At 42.4% G+C, this 17,943-nt stretch carries 17 protein-coding genes and 1 pseudogene; 4 read left to right on the forward strand and 14 right to left on the reverse strand.

Annotated features, from left to right (window positions below; genetic code table 11):
- Window positions 1-512 (forward strand): annotated as a pseudogene (locus tag VF500_RS10215) (gliding motility lipoprotein GldB); the annotation flags it as partial.
- Window positions 513-580: 68 nt separating this feature from the next.
- Here VF500_RS10215 and VF500_RS10220 read toward each other — a convergent pair.
- The 12 genes from VF500_RS10220 to VF500_RS10275 all read right to left on the reverse strand — a co-directional run bounded on the left by VF500_RS10220 (window position 581) and on the right by VF500_RS10275 (window position 9,598).
- A complete protein-coding gene (locus VF500_RS10220; protein WP_330859575.1) occupies window positions 581-778 on the reverse strand; it encodes a hypothetical protein in 198 nt (65 codons plus the stop codon).
- A gap of 61 nt (window positions 779-839) precedes the next feature.
- Window positions 840-1,730, reverse strand: coding sequence for a DUF4349 domain-containing protein (locus VF500_RS10225; RefSeq protein ID WP_330859576.1), 891 nt, complete (start codon window positions 1,728-1,730; stop codon window positions 840-842).
- A 176-nt stretch (window positions 1,731-1,906) separates the two neighbouring features.
- Window positions 1,907-2,497 carry a hypothetical protein gene (locus VF500_RS10230; protein WP_330859577.1) on the reverse strand — a complete coding sequence of 197 codons (591 nt, stop codon included), beginning with the start codon at window positions 2,495-2,497 and terminating at the stop codon, window positions 1,907-1,909.
- A 156-nt stretch (window positions 2,498-2,653) separates the two neighbouring features.
- Window positions 2,654-3,040 carry a hypothetical protein gene (locus tag VF500_RS10235; protein ID WP_330859578.1) on the reverse strand — a complete coding sequence of 129 codons (387 nt, stop codon included), beginning with the start codon at window positions 3,038-3,040 and terminating at the stop codon, window positions 2,654-2,656.
- Between the two features lie 697 nt (window positions 3,041-3,737).
- A complete protein-coding gene (gene atpG / locus VF500_RS10240; RefSeq protein WP_121233261.1) occupies window positions 3,738-4,625 on the reverse strand; it encodes an ATP synthase F1 subunit gamma in 888 nt (295 codons plus the stop codon).
- Between the two features lie 131 nt (window positions 4,626-4,756).
- On the reverse strand, window positions 4,757-6,331 hold the full coding sequence (gene atpA, locus VF500_RS10245; protein WP_330859579.1) for a F0F1 ATP synthase subunit alpha: 1,575 nt from the start codon (window positions 6,329-6,331) through the stop codon (window positions 4,757-4,759).
- 42 nt (window positions 6,332-6,373) lie between these two features.
- Window positions 6,374-6,916 carry an ATP synthase F1 subunit delta gene (gene atpH, locus VF500_RS10250; RefSeq protein ID WP_330859580.1) on the reverse strand — a complete coding sequence of 181 codons (543 nt, stop codon included), beginning with the start codon at window positions 6,914-6,916 and terminating at the stop codon, window positions 6,374-6,376.
- Window positions 6,917-7,039: 123 nt separating this feature from the next.
- Window positions 7,040-7,534: a F0F1 ATP synthase subunit B gene (atpF, locus tag VF500_RS10255; RefSeq protein WP_121233264.1), complete on the reverse strand. Its 495-nt coding sequence runs from the start codon at window positions 7,532-7,534 to the stop codon at window positions 7,040-7,042.
- 96 nt (window positions 7,535-7,630) lie between these two features.
- Window positions 7,631-7,840: an ATP synthase F0 subunit C gene (gene atpE / locus VF500_RS10260; protein WP_022830206.1), complete on the reverse strand. Its 210-nt coding sequence runs from the start codon at window positions 7,838-7,840 to the stop codon at window positions 7,631-7,633.
- 45 nt (window positions 7,841-7,885) lie between these two features.
- Window positions 7,886-8,950, reverse strand: coding sequence for a F0F1 ATP synthase subunit A (atpB, locus tag VF500_RS10265; protein WP_330859581.1), 1,065 nt, complete (start codon window positions 8,948-8,950; stop codon window positions 7,886-7,888).
- 32 nt (window positions 8,951-8,982) lie between these two features.
- On the reverse strand, window positions 8,983-9,363 hold the full coding sequence (locus VF500_RS10270) for a hypothetical protein (protein WP_330859582.1): 381 nt from the start codon (window positions 9,361-9,363) through the stop codon (window positions 8,983-8,985).
- Window positions 9,364-9,367: 4 nt separating this feature from the next.
- A complete protein-coding gene (locus VF500_RS10275) occupies window positions 9,368-9,598 on the reverse strand; it encodes an AtpZ/AtpI family protein (RefSeq protein ID WP_330859583.1) in 231 nt (76 codons plus the stop codon).
- Between the two features lie 117 nt (window positions 9,599-9,715).
- Here VF500_RS10275 and VF500_RS10280 point away from each other — a divergent pair, with 117 nt between their 5' ends.
- The 3 genes from VF500_RS10280 to uvrC all read left to right on the forward strand — a co-directional run bounded on the left by VF500_RS10280 (window position 9,716) and on the right by uvrC (window position 16,898).
- On the forward strand, window positions 9,716-12,634 hold the full coding sequence (locus VF500_RS10280) for a tetratricopeptide repeat protein (protein WP_330859584.1): 2,919 nt from the start codon (window positions 9,716-9,718) through the stop codon (window positions 12,632-12,634).
- Between the two features lie 3 nt (window positions 12,635-12,637).
- Entirely contained in the window at window positions 12,638-14,902 is a 2,265-nt protein-coding gene (locus tag VF500_RS10285; RefSeq protein WP_330859585.1) for a penicillin-binding protein 1A, read from the forward strand.
- Between the two features lie 172 nt (window positions 14,903-15,074).
- On the forward strand, window positions 15,075-16,898 hold the full coding sequence (gene uvrC / locus VF500_RS10290; protein ID WP_330859586.1) for an excinuclease ABC subunit UvrC: 1,824 nt from the start codon (window positions 15,075-15,077) through the stop codon (window positions 16,896-16,898).
- A gap of 77 nt (window positions 16,899-16,975) precedes the next feature.
- Here the strand turns inward: uvrC and VF500_RS10295 are convergent, their stop codons facing one another.
- Both VF500_RS10295 and VF500_RS10300 read right to left on the reverse strand, forming a co-directional pair.
- Window positions 16,976-17,131 (reverse strand): hypothetical protein, encoded by a 156-nt coding sequence (locus tag VF500_RS10295; protein WP_330859587.1) that lies wholly within the window; start codon window positions 17,129-17,131, stop codon window positions 16,976-16,978.
- A gap of 602 nt (window positions 17,132-17,733) precedes the next feature.
- The coding region (locus VF500_RS10300; RefSeq protein ID WP_330859588.1) for a hypothetical protein at window positions 17,734-17,943 on the reverse strand (210 nt) is incomplete at its 5' end.

Genomic DNA, 17,943 nt, shown 5'->3' on the forward strand with positions numbered 1-17,943 from the left:
CTTCACTTACCAATGCCTTTCCGCACTACCTGTCAAAATGGTTTACCCCGGATAATATTACGCCACGGGTAGTTGAAGGTATGGCACGCGAGGATATGTTCCCTGAAGATGATAACGATAAGGCCTTGCTTAATAAAATGCTCTATAACGGCAAGATCATGTACTTTATGGACAGGGTGCTGCCAGATATGGCCGATAGCACCAAGATCCGCTATACTACCGAACAATTAAAATGGTGCAATGAATTTGAAGGTAAGATATGGGGGTACTTTTTAGAACAAAACCTGCTGTACGAAACCGATTACCAGAAAATTCAGAAGTACCTTACCGAGGCTCCTTTTACTCCCGGCCTCGGCGAAAAGAATGAATCGGCACCAAAGCTTGCTGTGTGGACAGGCTGGCAAATAGTAAGGAAGTATATGGATAAGCACCCTGATGTTACGCTGCCTCAATTGATGGCCGATAAGGATGCCCAAAAACTACTGAACGAATCAGGATATCACCCTAAGTAAAAAGCACAAAAAAAGCGCTTTCATTTAGGAAGCGCTTTTTTTTATATTATTTCCCTGTTACAGGTTTGTTACTTTATGATTGTGAAAACGCATTTTAAAGCGATCAGGATACCAATGATCAAAATAATATTTGATATAGAGGTAAACATAAAGCCAGTGTTGGCATCGCCGGCAAAACGCAGGAACACGCCTACTATACCGATAACAATAGCTACAGTTAATAATTTGTAATGACCTTCTGCGTTAGCATTTTCCATTGATTCCATGGTACCGATTTTTAATGTTTGCGCAAAAATAGAAATGTTTACCGAAAAAGCGACAAAGTTTTTATGATTTTATGCCGCTGGCAAACCATGCCGGGTGTTTACGCTTGTAATAACGGTATAGTAGCCATAAAACTACAGACAGCACTATAAATACCCAGATGTTGGCTAAACCTAACATTACCTCAATAAACAATGCCCAGCCGTTGTTCATGGCTATGGCCAACTGCTTAAAGAAAGGCAATTGATAAGCCGAAGGGTCATCATTGGCTATTGTTTCCTGTACAATGGTGTTACTTTGATAAAAGCTCAGGCTTATGGTACTATATTTAACTTCGGCATCAGTACGCATGTTACCAATTTGCTGGTCAACCATATCATCTTTCAACAGCATTACGTTAACCGGATTTTTGATGATCACCTTGCCCTGTTTTTGCTGAGCTACCAGCTCCTGGCGGTTTTTAAGTTTCAGTTTCTCGGAGAGATAGTCCAGCGTGCGGTCTTCAATGTCCATTTTACGCATGGTGACGTACATACCCATGTGCGCTACTTCGGTCATGTAATCCTCCAGCTTGTCTGAAGGGACACGTACGGTCATATCGGCAGTGGTACTGAAAGCCGAAACCCGCTTCACCGAATCATTGCTGATGCGGATATCCTCGCTCCTTTCGATATTGGCCTGCATCTGGTGGTGCATGACCATGCCGTTGATCTTAGCGGTGAGTGCGGCAATGGCATCACCGGTTTGCTGAACACTTTTTACTTTAAAGCGCATGTCAGCGGTTTTTACAAGCTTGGTAGATGCTGTTACTACCGAGGTACTGTCCGCATTGCCTAACGCGGCGTCGGTCTTTGATACAGCCTTTTCATCTCGGATGGCTTCATAATTTGAGCCTTTACATGCGTCCAGCAGCAACACGCCCGCCAGCAACGCCAGGAATAATCTTGTTTTCATAACTGTTTAATTTTCTTTGGTATACATTGATACCGAAGAGTGGCAGGAGGTAACCCTGACCGTTGATTTTTGTTATGATTAGGTTGATTTCGATGATTGGTCTGAACCGGGATTTTTTGGATTAGGCTGATTTTTGGATTTTGTTTTGATATCGGTCGAAGTTTGAGTAACAAGACTTAGCTATTACCTACCAATGCCTTTTGCTCCTTTGATTTGATATGAGCAAAATCCTCTTTCTTAGTGAAATACTCCAGGCCTAAAATTAGTAATGTCGACGTAGCGAAGTTTATCTTTTGAGTTATGGGTAGTAAGTTCCAGTCACTGATGCCCCATAAGTATACACTGTAATAAAAAATCAAAAGGCTAACTATACAAAGGGCTTTGAATAGATGAAGCTTTGTCTTTAGGATAAAAACTGTGATGATAAATAAACATGTCCAAAACAAACTGGTAGATATGATTAACATCAAATCGTGCCAGGGCGTTACGGTCAAAAACGTAAACAGGATATTGGCTATCCCCGCATATTTTATAATGTAAGCGGCATTTTTATCGGGTAATTTCTTCGACATGTTAACGAAAAACATTGCATAACTCAATGGGAATAACAACATCCCTGCATATGCCCAGATTTTCGAGGCATTTTCGGCACCGTTTAAGGCCCTTGTTGCAAACAGATTGCTGATGAAATTTCTTTGCCAGTCAAAACCAACAGAATATTCGTTATACATTGATCCGCCCGGGTAAACCGAAATTGCGATCATCATTAAAATTGAGGAAATTACTATTCCTATTAAAACTGAATATTTCTTAATCACTTGGCCGGGAACGGGTTATAACTACCTATGAGATTAAATCGTTGGCAGATTGTTACAAATGGCTATTTTACTGGAGAAAGTTGCGCTCACCCGGGCTTCAATATATTATTCAAGTCCCTTCTTCAGGATATGTTTTTCTCTTAACAGTTGCGTTATAAAAAAGGATACTATACCTACTGCAAATATCCACTCATGGTATTTAATTGTCCAATAAATAAATGGGCTGCTAATGATCAGCCATTCTATCACCAGCCTAATTTTAAGATTTTTCCTCTTAGGGACTATTAGTATTAGATCTAACAGAACTAATGAAACTATAAATAAAGCCCAAAACATCATTCCATAAGCAATAACAGAAAACAAGGCAACAATTATTGCAATAAAAATATTATAAGATAAATTAGCTTGAGTTAAAGTCAAGACAACCGCAAACAGGAATACACTTCCAAAAACACCCAAAAGGTTAATCCAGTTTGTTAATATAATTTTCATATATTGTTGTTAACCTTCGACCTATAAAAGATCAATATACTACCAACAAGCATTATTCCCCCACTTAGCAACCATAGCCAGTATCCCAATTTATAACTAATTATTTTGGAGTAATTCCCGGCCTCATCTGAGATTATCTGTTTAAAGAATAAAAATGAAAGCATTAAAACTACGGATATCACACTGGTAATAACCGTATTCAACGGTCTCTTCCTGAAAGAAAACCACGAAATGAATAAGAGAGGATTTGCCAGCCAGCTAAAACCCGCACCTCCAAAACAAAGTCCCAATGGCCCCACGATCAATGCCATGGCCGAATTGCCACAAGAAGCTGTAGTGCAATAGCATTCTTGCGTCAGCGATATTGCATATACCAAAATACTTAAATTTAATATTACCTTTTTTAATTTGATCTCGTTCATTATTTAAGTCGATTCTGACTCGTTCACTGGTATTCGTGGAAAATGTATTTGCGGCCCATTGATACGAATATAGATTTAGGTAATTGGTTTCGCAAGCAGAATGCTTGCTTCATTTTACGACGAATTTACGCTATCGCTAAACTTCGACCAGTATCCGACCAATATAAAAATCGAAAAGCAAATCCAGGAATCCCTTAATCCCAAAAATCACGGTTCAGACAACAAAAAAGGCTCTCCTCCCGGAAAGCCTTTTCTTATATAAAAGTATTTTAAACTTAGTTGCCGCCTGAAAGGGCTGCTGCACCACTCACGATCTCGGTAAGCTCGGTAGTGATGGCTGCCTGACGAGCCTGGTTGTATGAAAGCTTCAATGATTTCAAAAGCTCACCGGCATTTTCAGTTGCTTTGTCCATCGCTGTCATACGGGCGCCATGTTCAGATGCATTTGAATCCAATACAGCACGGTACAGTTGGATCTTGATATTTTTAGGGATCAATTGCTCAACAATTTCCTGTTGTGATGGCTCAAGGATGTAATCAACATTAGCTGTCTTTACTTCTTCCTTCTTTTCAGGTTTCGGCACAGGCAATAATTGCTCGGCAACAAGGTATTGTACAGCCGCGTTACGGAAATGGTTATAAACAAGCTCTACACGGTCATAATCACCGTTAACAAAGCCCTTCATTATACTTTCTGTAATTTTTGAAGTATTTTCAAAGTTAAGGTCAAGGTACAGGTCGTTATTGTTACCAATTACGTTGTATTTACGCCTTTGATAAAACTCCTGGCTTTTTTTACCGATAGCAACTATTGAAACATTACCGGCAGCAAGCTGCTTTGAATATTTCTCGGCAATCAGGTTGTTAGCTGTTTTAATAACGTTAGCGTTAAAAGCACCGGCCAAACCACGGTTTGATGATACCACAACTACCAGTACACGTACCGGCTCACGTTCCTGAAGATAAGGAGAAGTATTATCCTCCAAACTTGCAGATAAGTTGGCCAGCAGGTCCTTTAGCTTATTGGCATAAGGGCGCAGCTGAATAATAGCGTTAGTAGCACGTTTCAACTTGGCAGCCGAAACCATTTTCATAGCCTTGGTGATCTGCTGGGTTGATGATACAGACTTGATCCTGTTTCTTACTTCTTTTAAATTAGCCATTCTTTACGATGTGCAAATTTTAGATGTGCAGATGTGCAAATTGCCCACCACACGATTATTTAATTAAAATCAATTTGAGAGATATGCTAATCTGCACACTTGCACATCAGCATATCTGCACATCAAAAAGATTAATACCTTCCTGAAAGTTCTTTAGCTACTGTTTCCAGTACGCCTGTAAGCTGGTCATCAAATTTACCTGCTTTAAGGGCAGCTAAAACTTCTGGATGACGGGCCTCTAACTGGTCGGTAAATTCGGTTTCAAATTCCCTAACCTTGTTTACAGGTACGTTACGCATTAAGTTTTTAGTGCCCAGGTAAATGATAGCAACTTGTTTTTCAACAGATACCGGTGAATATTGACCTTGTTTAAGGATCTCTACGTTACGGATACCTTTGTCCAATACGTTTTTAGTTGAAGCGTCAAGGTCAGAACCGAATTTTGAGAAAGCCTCAAGCTCACGGAACTGTGCCTGGTCAAGTTTCAAGGTACCGGCAACTTTCTTCATTGATTTGATCTGCGCGTTACCACCTACACGTGATACCGAAATACCTACGTTGATAGCCGGGCGAACACCTGCGTTAAACAAGTTAGATTCAAGGAAGATCTGACCGTCAGTGATCGAAATTACGTTGGTTGGGATGTATGCAGATACGTCACCAGCCTGTGTTTCGATGATAGGCAAAGCTGTTAATGAACCACCACCTTTAACGATGCCCCTGATTGACTCAGGAAGATCATTCATTTGCTGCGCGATAGAATCATTTGAGTTGATCTTAGCGGCACGCTCTAATAAACGGCTGTGCAGATAAAATACGTCACCTGGATAAGCCTCACGGCCCGGTGGACGACGTAATAACAACGAAACTTCACGGTAAGCAACCGCCTGTTTTGACAAGTCATCATAGATGATCAAAGCAGGGCGACCAGTATCACGGAAGTACTCGCCGATAGCAGCGCCGGCAAACGGAGCAAAGAACTGCATGGTAGCAGAGTCAGATGCGTTTGCAGCAACGATGATTGAGTAAGGCATAGCGCCGTTCTCTTCAAGCGTACGAACGATGTTAGCAACAGTTGATGCTTTTTGTCCGCAGGCTACATATATACAGATAACAGGCTTGCCTGCATCATAAAATTCTTTTTGGTTGATGATGGTATCGATACAAACCGCAGTTTTACCGGTTTGACGGTCACCGATAACCAACTCACGCTGACCACGGCCGATAGGGATCATCGCATCGATAGCTTTGATACCGGTTTGTAATGGCTCAGTTACCGGCTGACGGTAGATTACGCCCGGAGCTTTACGCTCAAGCGGCATCTCGTAAGTTTGACCAGTGATAGGTCCTTTACCATCGATAGGTGCACCCAAGGTATCAACAACACGGCCAAGCATGCCTTCGCCTACGTTAATCGATGCGATCCTGTTGGTACGTTTAACGGTATCACCTTCTTTAATATCGTCAGATTTACCTAACAATACCACACCCACGTTATCTTCTTCAAGGTTAAGTACGATGCCTTGCAATCCAGTGCCAAATTCAACCAACTCGCCCGACTGTACTTTAGTTAATCCATAAACGCGTGCGATACCGTCACCCACCTGGAGTACAGTACCCACTTCTTCTAATTCAGATTCTGACTTGAAGCCGGCCAACTGCTGACGCAAAATTGCTGATACTTCGTCTGGTCTTACCTCTACCATTGTTTAAAATTTATTTAGAGTTTTACTTTTAATACTTATTAATTATGCCTTTGCAGCAAATTCCTTTTTCATTTTCTTCAGGCTTGCGGCAATACTTGTATCAACCTGCCTGTCGCCTATAGTTAACACAAAACCGCCGATCAAAGCCGGGTCAACTTTGGTTTCCAGTACAACTGTACCGCCAACTGATTGTTGCAATTCGGCAATCAATGTTTTCTTGTTAGCTTCAGAAAGTGCAGTAGCCGATGTTACCTTAGCTTTAGTAATGTGGTTTTTAACATTGTACAGGTTAATGTACTCGCCGGCAGTAAAATACAATACCTCACCGCGGCCTTTGCTTACCATTAGCTTAAAGAAAGCGATAGTAGTTTTGCTAACCTTGTTTAAAAATATCTCGTCAAGGATCTTGATCTTTTTCGAGTGAGATATAATAGGATTAGCCAATACTGCTACCAGTTCGGGGCTGCCCTTCAGGGTTTTTAAGAAAAGGTCCATATCGGCTTTGATCTCTGCAACAATTCCTTGTTCCTGTGCAAGATCAATGATCGATTTGGCGTACCTGGTTGCTACCGTTATTTCTGACATTTCTTTTTTATTTCGGATTTCGAATTTTCGATTTCGGAATTTTTATTTTGAATTTCGGCTTTTAAACTGATCAGCGAATATACCCGGACTAAATCCGAGATCCCACATCCCAAATCCGAAATCTTATAACTTCACTTCTTTTAATAACTGGCTTACCAGTTCGTCTTGCTGCTGCTGATCTTCAAACTGCTTGCGAAGGATCTTCTCAGCAATTTCTAATGATAAGGTAGCAACCTGATTTTTAACATCGGCCAAAGCAATAGCTTTCTGGTTGTTAATTTCAACACGGGCAAGTTCAATCATACGTGCGCCTTCTTTGTGTGCAATTTCTTTAGCATCAGATACTATTTGCTCTTTGGCTTTACGGGCTTCAGATAATATCAGGTCACGCTCGGCACGGGCTTGTTTAATCAATGATTCGTTCTCATTGGTTAAACGGCTCATTTCTTCTTTAGCGGCTTCAGCTTTTAGTAAAGCATCTTCAATTGAACGTTCACGCTCGCCAATGGCGGCCATGATCGGTTTCCAGGCAAACTTAGCTAATATAAAAAACAGAAAAGCGAAAGCTACTGTAGTCCAAACAACTAAGCCTAATTCCGGGGTAACTAATGGATTCATTTTATATTGATCTCTTTTTCTACTTTAATAAAACATTTTAATAAGAACCGCCCCGGGGCCAACCGCTCCGGCGACGGTTCTTAATTTGAGGGCTGATTATTTTAAGCCCAGGAATGATACTACCACACCGAACAGAGCAGCACCTTCAATAAGAGCTGCAGCGATGATCATGGCAGTTTGGATTTTTGAAGCAGCTTCTGGCTGACGTGATATACCTTCCATGGCTTTACCACCAACCTGACCGATACCGATACCAGCACCGATTACCGCTAAACCTGCACCTAATGCAGCAATACTTCCAATCATGATTTTAAATTTAAAATGTTAATATATGTTATAGTTATTTACTAATTAATGATGGTGCTCCTCAATGGCAGTACCAATAAACAGGGCGGTAAGCAAGGTAAAGATAAAGGCCTGTAAGCATGCTACCAGCAACTCAAGCACATCCATAAACACCACGAAAGCTACAGATACCGGCGCGATAGCCACAGACTTAAATACGAATATCAATGATATTAAGCTAAGCACAATGATGTGACCTGCTGTAATATTCGCGAACAAACGAATCATTAACGCGAATGGTTTCGAAAAGATACCCAGCAACTCAACTACCCACCATAACGGCCACAACCAAACCGGTACTGAACTTGGTACAAAAATATGCGCCCAGTAGTGTTTGTTACCGTTAAGATTAACTACCAACAAGGTAATTACCGATAACACCATTGTTACCGCGATATTACCGGTAAGATTTGAACCACCCGGAAAGAATGGAACCAAACCGATGAGGTTATTGATCAGGATAAAGAAGAACACGGTTAATAACAACGGCATAAAGCGCGCGTATTTGTAACCAATGTTAGGTAACGCGATCTCATCACGCACAAACAAAATAATAGGCTCAAAGAATGATTGTAAGCCTTTCGGCGCTTTGCCTACACGTTTTTTGTAAGTTGACGCGATGCTCAGGAAAATAAACAGCAAAATCACCATTGACAATAACATCGAAGCCACGTTTTTAGTGATCGACAGATCGAAAACTTTAGCGGTAGTATCTTCTGTTTTATCCTCGCCGGTTACCGCCTTTATTTTATCATGAATAAGGGCATATTTATGGTATTTACCTTCATGAATTTTTTCGCCTTCTTCAAATACCGACGACATGAAAACTTCCAGACCTTTGTCCGTGTAAAGTATTACAGGAAGGGGCATCGCAAGTTTTCCACCCATGTGGAAATAATGTGAATCCGAAATGTGCTCCATGATGGTTTCAGTCGGATCAAATTTGGCTTCTTCCTTTGTTTCGGCGGCAGACTCAGCGGGATTTTTTTCTTGTAAAGCGAACGCCTTTACAGTGACAAACAGCGAAAAAACGCTTAAAACGATACCTAAGGTGATTTTTTTTGAGTTCAAAACAGGCCTAAAATCCATTAGCAGAGAGTTTTTTACTTTATTTTTTGGTTGCGCAAGGTACACAACAAACCGTAAATTTCAAAGGCTATGTTTAAGAAATAAACGTAAAAAAAATTAGCCAGGAAAATCCCGTTGTTCGGCTTCACCTTCATCACAAAAAAAAGTGCGAAAGACATTGCCACTAAAATCTTAACTGTGGTAGCAGCAAGGAAGGTTTGAGTGTACAACGAGTAGTTGATCTTACCCACAAAATTCACCAGGAAAAAGGTGATAAATGTAAGCATCGATATAAAAAAAAAGATGAGCCAAAAGCGCGGGACAAGCCAGTTGGCATGGCCGGTATAATTAAGCAAAACCGGGGGGATTGCCGTGATAATTACAAACAGGATAAAGGAAAAGATAACTCGCAGCAATTTTTTAATTTTTTACAGATCGTATAACAAGGAATAATGCAATAAACACCCCGGCAAGTGAAAGTGCGGCAGTAACCCACTTTACTTTATGACCGGCACTTTCGTCAATTTTATAACCCGCGAAAGCACAAATACCGATGACCGCTATCATCTGGAATGCGATACCGGTAAACTTAGCGTAGTCGCTAACCTGCTTACCTGCATCCTCCTCGTTATTTTGTTCATTTTTTGGCATGCGCAAATTTATTAAACCTATTGCATAATCTTTAGTATTTTAGCAAGGCTTTTAAACTACCGTATTGCATTGAGGCGATTATCACCATCCTATAAATCAAACATCGGCATTTTTTTATTGTCTGCACTTATACTGGTAGCGGCCGGTTGCTCGCTTGAAAAACAAAGCGGCTTCAACCGCACCATGCAAAACCTTACTGCCCACTATAACATATTATTCAATGCCAATGAAATTTTAAGGCTTAAGCAGGAAAGTTATGCAGCTTCCTTTGCCGATGCTTATAGTGAATTATTAAACGTATATCCCGATACTACCTCGCAAACCGGCACACCCGATAAAGATTTGGAAGAAGCCATTATAAAAGCCAACAAAATCATCAGCATTAAAGAGCAAAGCCATTATTTAGGCGATGCCTATTTGGTACTGGGCAAATCCCGCTACCTGGAAGCCAATTATTTTGATGCTGTTGAATACTTTAATTATGTAACCCGCTCATTTGGCAAACAGGCCAACCTTAAACAGGAAGCTTTGGTATGGAAAGCCCGCGGGCTCATGTACCTTAACCAATTGCCTTTGGCCAAACTGGTAATTGATTCGGCTGTGCAGGATATTAATCCTAAAAAGAATGTTACTGCCGATGTTTACGCTACCAAGCTGCAATACGACATCATCACCCAAAATTATGCCGAAGCCGAAGATATGGCTAAACTGGCCATTAAATACAGCTATATCAGCAACCTTAAACTCCGCTGGACTTTTATACTCGGCCAGTTGCAGGAGCTTAACCTTAAACCGGGCGATGCCTATGAAAGCTATACCCGCATAGTTAAAAGCAATGCCAGCTTTGAAATGGCCTTTAACGCCAACCTTAACCGGATCCGCATTCGCGACAATCAAAATGGTGTTAAGGCAAATAAGATCGACCTGCTGCGCGCACTGCTCAAAAATAGCGACAATACTGACTTTTTCGACCAGGTATATTACCAGATTGGTGAGCAACAATTTAAAGCCGGAGAGATTGATAACGCCCTGAAAAGCTATAAGAAATCGGTAAGGGTAAGCACCAAAAATCAAAATCAAAAAGGCCTCTCCTACCTGCGCATTGCCGATATCAACTTTAAAAACAAGGCCGACTATGTAAGCGCCCGGCTTTATTATGATAGCACCCTCAATAACCTGTCGTTAAATTACCCGGGATACCAGATCATCCGAAAAAAGGCCGATAACCTGCAGATCCTCACCCGCCTGCTCGAAACGATTTCGCGCGAGGATACCCTGCAAATGCTTGCCGCTTTGGATGAGAAAACCCGCGACGCCCGTATAGATGAAATGGTAGCCCGCAAAACACGCCAGCAGCAACAGGCTGCATTGGCAGCAAGCGCCGGAGCGGCTAATGCCAATAACGGCGTTATGTCAAACAGCTTCGACAGGAACAACAACTCATCTTCTTCAAATAAAAACAGCGGCAGTACTTTTTATTTCTACAACAGCAGCGCTGTAAGCCAGGGATATAATGACTTTAAGCGCTTATGGGGAAATCGTAAGCTTGAAGATAACTGGCGGCGCAGCAGGCGCTCAAACACGGGTATACCTACTACTACAACAGGCATTGGTTCACAAGTTACTGACCCGGATGCACCTGTAGGCAGTGCGGCCTATAATACTACTAATGTTTCGGCAGGTACTTTCAGGCAGGATATTGTTAAAAACCTGCCCCTTACACCTGCCCTGTTACAGCAATCAAACTTCAGGATCTATAATGCGTATTTTGAAATGGCTAATTTTTATCGCGATGTGCTCGAGGATAAAAAGGAAGCCATTGCTACCTATGAAACTTTACTTGTCCGTTTCCCGCAGAGCAGTGATAAGCCTTCTATTTATTACAACTTATACAGGCTTTATGCCGATATCGACGCGGCAAAATCAAATGATTATAAAAACAGGCTGCTAAAGGAATATCCCGAAAGTGTATTTGCCAAAGTTATTCTCGATCCGGATTATGCGCGTAAGCTGGCCGATGTAGATGCCGAATTTAATGGCTTTTATAACCAGGTGTACGATCTGTATGCTCAACGGCAATACACTCAGGTGATCGAGAAAGCAAACGATCTGCTTAATAAATATCCCAGCAACCGGTATGCTGCCCAGCTTTATTACCTGAAGGCTATTGCTGCAGGGCACATGGAAAAACTGCCCCCTTTCCAAGCCGACCTGCAATTGATCGCCGCAAAATATCCGCAGGATAAACTCATCGCCCCCTTGGTTAACCAACACCTGGCCTACATAGACTCGAACAAAGCCGAGATAGCAGTCCGCCCGGTGGTATTGTTTAATGATGATCCTAACGAGATCCCTTTTACCCCGCCGGTGGCTTACCAAAAACAAACAGAATACCGGCCGCCATATACCCCATCCGCCCAAAACGTAACACCGCAGCAACGCCTGTCCGAACGTGATACGCACGAAATAGCAGGGGCAAAAAAATCAGCAACTCAAATTCAGCAGGCAGCAACTCAACAGCCAAAGCAGCTTGCCACCATACAAATTCCTTTACCGCAGCATAAAATGCCGGATACATCACGGGATATTTCAGCGCAGCCGGTACCAAAACAAATAGATACAATGGCCGCGGTGCGTCCGGCAGTGATCAGCAATGCGCCGGCCGTAAACTATATATTCAGTAAACGCGACAGCAGTAATTATTACTTTGTGATAAATGTAGCCAGCGGTACAACTAATCTGGCTTCAACACGTTTTGGTGTAGGGCAGTTTAACCGTACGCGATATACCCGCAGCGAAGTTATCCACCACGTAAAAAGCATTGGTGATAATAACCAGCTGATATATGTTGGCCGTTTTTACAGTCTTGCTGATGCGAAGGATTATGCACGGACAATTGTCCCTCTGCTACCTGATATTATGAAGGTACCAAGGGATAAATACAGCTTTTTTATCATTACCAAAGAAAATCTGGATAAATTAGCAACCCAAAGTATATTGGATAGTTATTTTGACTACTACCAGAAATTTTATTAAAAAATGAGAACCACTAACACAAGGTTTAACTCGAAAAATCAACTCCAGCCCGCAGATATAAGACGATACAACTGGTACATATGGCGTACTGTGATAGCCCTTTTTGCCTTTGTGGTTATCATGATAACCCTTACTATTTTTGATGTATTCGGCCAGCTGCCATCCTTCCGTGATCTGGAAAACCCTAAAAGTAAACTGGCTACCGAGATCATCTCGTCGGATAAGCAGGTTTTGGGTACCTACTATGTTCAAAATAGATCGAACGTTACTTACCGTGAGCTATCTCCAAATGTGGTTAACGCTCTGGTTGCTACGGAGGATAAACGTTTCTACGATCACTCAGGTATCGATTTTGGTCGTAGTTTTACCATTTTCGCTCATTTGCTTATCGGACAAAAACAGGGCGGCAGTACTATAACACAGCAGCTGGCGCTTAATCTTTTTTCTGAACGATCTGCCAATCCGTTTAAACGGGTCATCCAAAAATTGCAGGAATGGGTTACCGCGGTTAAGCTTGAACGCCATTACACCAAGAACGAGATTCTGACGATGTACCTGAATACGGTTGATTTTGGCGCTTACAATACTTTTGGCATCAAATCGGCGGCGCGTACTTATTTTAATACCACACCAGATAAACTTACGCCAGACCAGGCTGCTTTATTAATAGGTATGGTAAACGGCCCGGGTATTTACTCTCCTATCCGCCACCCGGATAATGCAATTAAAAGGCGTAACCTGGTGCTGAACCGCATGGCCGAGCAAAATTTTCTGAGTGAAGGTCAGGCCGAAGAATATAAACGCAAACCGCTCAGTCTGGATTTTCACCAGAATAACCACTTTGACGGCCTCGCACCATACTTCCGTTCCGTATTGAAGAAAGAGGTTCAAAAGATCTTTAAAGAACAGAATATTAATCTTCCTGATGGTACCCCTTATGATCTTGACCGCGATGGCCTAAAAATATATACTACTATTGATGCTACCATGCAGCAGTATGCTGAGGACGCACAACGGGAGTACATGAAAGATCTGCAAGCACAGTTCAATGATCACTGGCGTGGCCGCAACCTGTACAAAAGCATCCATAACTTTAAATTCTTGCTCGACCAGGGCATGCAAAAGTCTGACAGGTACAAGCAACTGAAACAGCAGGAAAAATCTGACGAGGAAATTCAGGAAAACTTCAATACCAAAACCATGCTTAACCTGTTTACATGGCACGGTAATATCGACACGATGATGAGGCCAATGGACTCCATCATTTATTGTAAAATGCTTTTGCGCAACGCGCTAATGAGTATGGATCCAACAACAGGCTATGTAAAGGCCTGGGTTGGCGGCACCAACTTTGAGCACTTTAAGTACGACCAGGTAAAGAACGGTACACGCCAGGTAGGTTCAACAGCCAAACCGTTTACTTACGCGGTAGCTATTGATAACGGTTACTCGCCATGTATGAAGATCAATAACGTGCCTGATACCATCCGTGGTTATGGTGCGCCGTGGTGCCCGCGCTCGTCGCCGTCTGAAACTTTGCAGGGCTTTATTACTTTGAGGCAGGCATTAGCGCATTCACAAAACTGGGTTACTGCCCACGTTATGGGCGAGGTTAAACCAGAACCTGTTGTTGAGCTGATCAAGAAGATGGGCATCACCAGCGCGGTTCCCCCTTATCCATCAATCTGTCTGGGTACGTTTGACGCCTCAGTTTTTGAGATGACGGCGGCTTATTCTGCTTTTGCCAACCATGGCCTGTGGACAGAGCCTACTTATATCTTACGTATTGAAGATAAAAACGGCAACGTCCTTTATACCCATACGCCGCGCGTAGTGCAGGCCATGAACCCGCAAACGGCCTATGTAATGACTTACATGCTCAAGGGCGTTATTGAGGATGGCACTGGCTCAAGGTTAACTTACAAATATGGTTTACGTAATCCTATCGGCGGTAAAACCGGTACAACCCAAAATAACTCAGACGGCTGGTTTATCGGTATAACCCCACAATTGGTCACCGGCTTATGGACAGGCTGCGAAGACCGCGACATCGCCTTTCAAAGCACCCGCCTTGGTGAAGGGGCCAACAGCGCACTGCCGATATTTGCCATGTACATGAAAAAGGTATACGCCAACCAGGCATTAGGCATTAAAAAGAACGTTGACTTTGATGCCCCTGCAAACGGAGTAAGTATCATACTGGATTGCGGAGCCTACAATCAACAACAACAGGGAACTACTGATGTAGATAAGAAATTGGGATTTTAATTATTTTTGTTCAGGGTTAATCCCCCATCATCATTGCGAGGAACGAAGCAATCCCCGATTAGCAGAGCCGCTCTGTAAAGTTTGGGATTGCTTCGTTCCTCGCAATGACGTTTTAAAAGAAATGTTTCTTTTTCAGTGAGGAAACTTCTGATATCTTAAAACCAATAATTCAGTGAGCGAGAAATTCGACTACAAGGCAGCTTTAAAGAACATCCCTCACAAACCCGGGGTTTATCAATACTGGGATAGTGAGCAGGAACTGATATATATTGGCAAGGCCAAGGATCTGCGCAATCGCGTTGGTTCGTATTTTAACCAGGATATCCACATCAATGCCAAAACACGGGTATTGGTATCCAAGATCCGTGCTATAACTTTTACCATTGTTGACACCGAGGTTGATGCCTGGCTGCTGGAAAACAGCATGATCAAGAAGCATCAGCCGCGCTATAACGTAATGCTTAAGGATGATAAAACCTACCCATGGATCATCATTAAGAACGAGAATTACCCACGCATTTTCTGGACCCGCCGTATAGTTAAGGACGGCTCCAAATATCTTGGCCCTTATGCATCTGTGAGCATGATGCACAACATTCTGGGTCTTATCAAGGAAACTTATCCCCTTCGCACCTGCAACCTGCAGCTCACCCGCGAAAATATTGACAAGGGTAAGTTTAAAGTCTGCCTGGAATACCAGTTGGGCAACTGCAAAGGCCCCTGCCAAAACTATCAAACCGAGGCTGACTACGACAACAGCATCGAAGAGATCAAGGATATCCTCAATGGCAAAATAGGCGCAGTGCTTCGTCGGTTAAAAAACGAGATGGAAGCAGCTGCTATGGAAATGAATTTTGAGTTGGCCCACCGGCTTAAACGCAAGTTTGAATTGCTTGAAAATTACCAAAGCAAATCAACCGTAGTTAACTCTTCTATTACGGATGTGGATGTGTTCAGCATTGCGTCTGAAGAGAAATTAGCCTTCGTCAACTTCCTGAAGGTGATGAACGGCACCATTATCCAAACACAAACCATTGAGCTTAAAAAACGGTTGGATGAAAGCGACGAGGAATTGCTTACACTGGCCATATCCGAGTTCAGGAGCCGCTATAGCAGCGACAGCAAGGAAATCATCGTGCCGTTTGATATTGACCTTGAAGATCATCCTAACATCAAATTCACCGTACCTAAGCTCGGTGAAAAGCGAAAACTGCTTGATCTTTCGCAAAAGAACGTACAGTTCTTTAAAAAGGAAAAAATAGACCAGTACGAAAAACTGAACCCTGAGATCCGCACCGAGCGGTTGCTTACGCAGATGATGAAAGACCTGCGTATGAACCAGCTCCCGCGCCACATTGAATGTTTCGATAACTCTAACTTCCAGGGCAAATACCCGGTATCGGCCATTGTGGTGTTTAAAGATGGCAAGCCTTCTAAAAAGGACTACCGCCACTTCAACGTTAAAACAGTAGAAGGCCCCAACGATTTCGCTACAATGGAAGAAGCTGTACACCGCCGCTACCGTCGCTTACTGGATGAAGGAACAGAATTACCACAACTGATCGTGATTGACGGTGGCAAAGGCCAGCTGTCATCGGCTATGCATAGCCTCAAGTTGTTGGGTATAGATAAAAAGGTAACCGTGATAGGCATTGCTAAACGCCTGGAGGAGCTTTATTATCCTAACGATCAATACCCGATGTACCTCGACAAAAAATCAGAAACACTTAAAGTGATCCAGCACCTGCGCGATGAAGCCCACCGTTTTGGCATCACCTTTCACCGTAAAAAACGCGACAAGGGCACATTGGTAACAGAGCTTGAATTGATAGAGGGCATAGGCAAAACCACAGCCGAAAAACTGCTTAAATACTTTAAATCGGTAAAAAAGATCCGTGAAGCTAATGAGGAAATACTGCTTGAAGTGGTAAACCTAAAGCAGGCCAAAGCTATACTGGCGTATTTTAATACAGGGACAGAAGTTGAACAAGGCTAATATTCTATATCAATACTAAAAAACAAAGGCCCGGTTCAATGAACCTGGCCTTCTTTATATGGTGGAGAGTAATTTTCTTACTGGGCTATATAGAATGATTTTTGATCGCCGTCCTGGTAAACGTGGATTGATTTTTTAACTACCTGGTTGTTTGTGGTGATTTCCATAGTGTATTCACCATCTTCCAAACCGTTTAATACATAACCTTTGCTTACGTCAGTTTTGCTTGGCACAACGTCTTTTAATAAAAGCTCGTTGTTTTTATTGTAAACTTTTACAATTGATTTTCCGCTTTCTGATTTTGCAAAGTCAACTTTGACCCCACGGTCGTGGTCAAGAGCTTTAAAAGTTACAACTTCTTTGGCTTTAGGGGTAACATCGATTTTACCTTCATCGGCTTTGGCTACTGTGGTAGCAAATACACCTGCAGTTAATAATACAAATAAGGCTGATAATTTTATTGAGGTTTTAATGATCGTTAGGTTTTAATGTTTTTAAATATGTTGTGTTGTTGTTTTCAATGATCAAATGAACAACATATATTTTGATCGCTAAAAAGTGTTATACCAGCTGTTGATATAAATAGACAAAGCCCGGAAAGCACTCTGCAAACCCTAAAACTGTGGCATTTACCTCGTTTTTAGGCGTTGGTCGAAATTTGAGGGGAGTTGGTAGAATGGTTTAAGCAATTGGTCAGGCGGGAGGGGGAAATCGCATATAAAATCTCAGCAGCGTCGTGCCGAACTCGTTTCGGTACCTCACAGGACAAATAGCAGATTTGCTTAGCAATTGGGATGTTGAAACCAGTTACCCATGACATAATTAAAATAGGGTGTCATGCTGAGTAGGTAAAATCCAGGGACTTTGAAGGGGAAAAATGACTTTGTCCTTCTGTCATGCTGAGGCACGAAGCATCTTCTTCGCCCTGTACAGCGGCTATGCTCATTGAAGAAGGTCCTTCGCGCCTACCCATGACATGATAAATAAAGAATGTTCCCGTCAGCAGGTAAGCTTCGGGCGAAAGCGGGCAGAACAATGGAGGCCT

It is taken from the genome of Mucilaginibacter sp. (assembly GCF_036383575.1).
Lineage (GTDB): Bacteria > Bacteroidota > Bacteroidia > Sphingobacteriales > Sphingobacteriaceae > Mucilaginibacter.

Bases quoted from the DNA above. Each gene is read 5' to 3' on its own strand.
- VF500_RS10230 (WP_330859577.1), bottom strand. From the start codon at position 2,497: ATGATGATCGCAATTTCGGTTTACCCGGGCGGATCAATGTATAACGAA.
- atpH (WP_330859580.1), bottom strand. From the start codon at position 6,916: ATGTCAGAAATAACGGTAGCAACCAGGTACGCCAAATCGATCATTGAT.
- atpF (WP_121233264.1), bottom strand. From the start codon at position 7,534: ATGAATCCATTAGTTACCCCGGAATTAGGCTTAGTTGTTTGGACTACA.
- VF500_RS10235 (WP_330859578.1), bottom strand. From the start codon at position 3,040: ATGAAAATTATATTAACAAACTGGATTAACCTTTTGGGTGTTTTTGGA.
- atpG (WP_121233261.1), bottom strand. From the start codon at position 4,625: ATGGCTAATTTAAAAGAAGTAAGAAACAGGATCAAGTCTGTATCATCA.
- atpE (WP_022830206.1), bottom strand. From the start codon at position 7,840: ATGATTGGAAGTATTGCTGCATTAGGTGCAGGTTTAGCGGTAATCGGT.
- VF500_RS10225 (WP_330859576.1), bottom strand. From the start codon at position 1,730: ATGAAAACAAGATTATTCCTGGCGTTGCTGGCGGGCGTGTTGCTGCTG.
- VF500_RS10285 (WP_330859585.1), top strand. From the start codon at position 12,638: ATGAGAACCACTAACACAAGGTTTAACTCGAAAAATCAACTCCAGCCC.
- atpA (WP_330859579.1), bottom strand. From the start codon at position 6,331: ATGGTAGAGGTAAGACCAGACGAAGTATCAGCAATTTTGCGTCAGCAG.
- VF500_RS10220 (WP_330859575.1), bottom strand. From the start codon at position 778: ATGGAATCAATGGAAAATGCTAACGCAGAAGGTCATTACAAATTATTA.
- VF500_RS10275 (WP_330859583.1), bottom strand. From the start codon at position 9,598: ATGCCAAAAAATGAACAAAATAACGAGGAGGATGCAGGTAAGCAGGTT.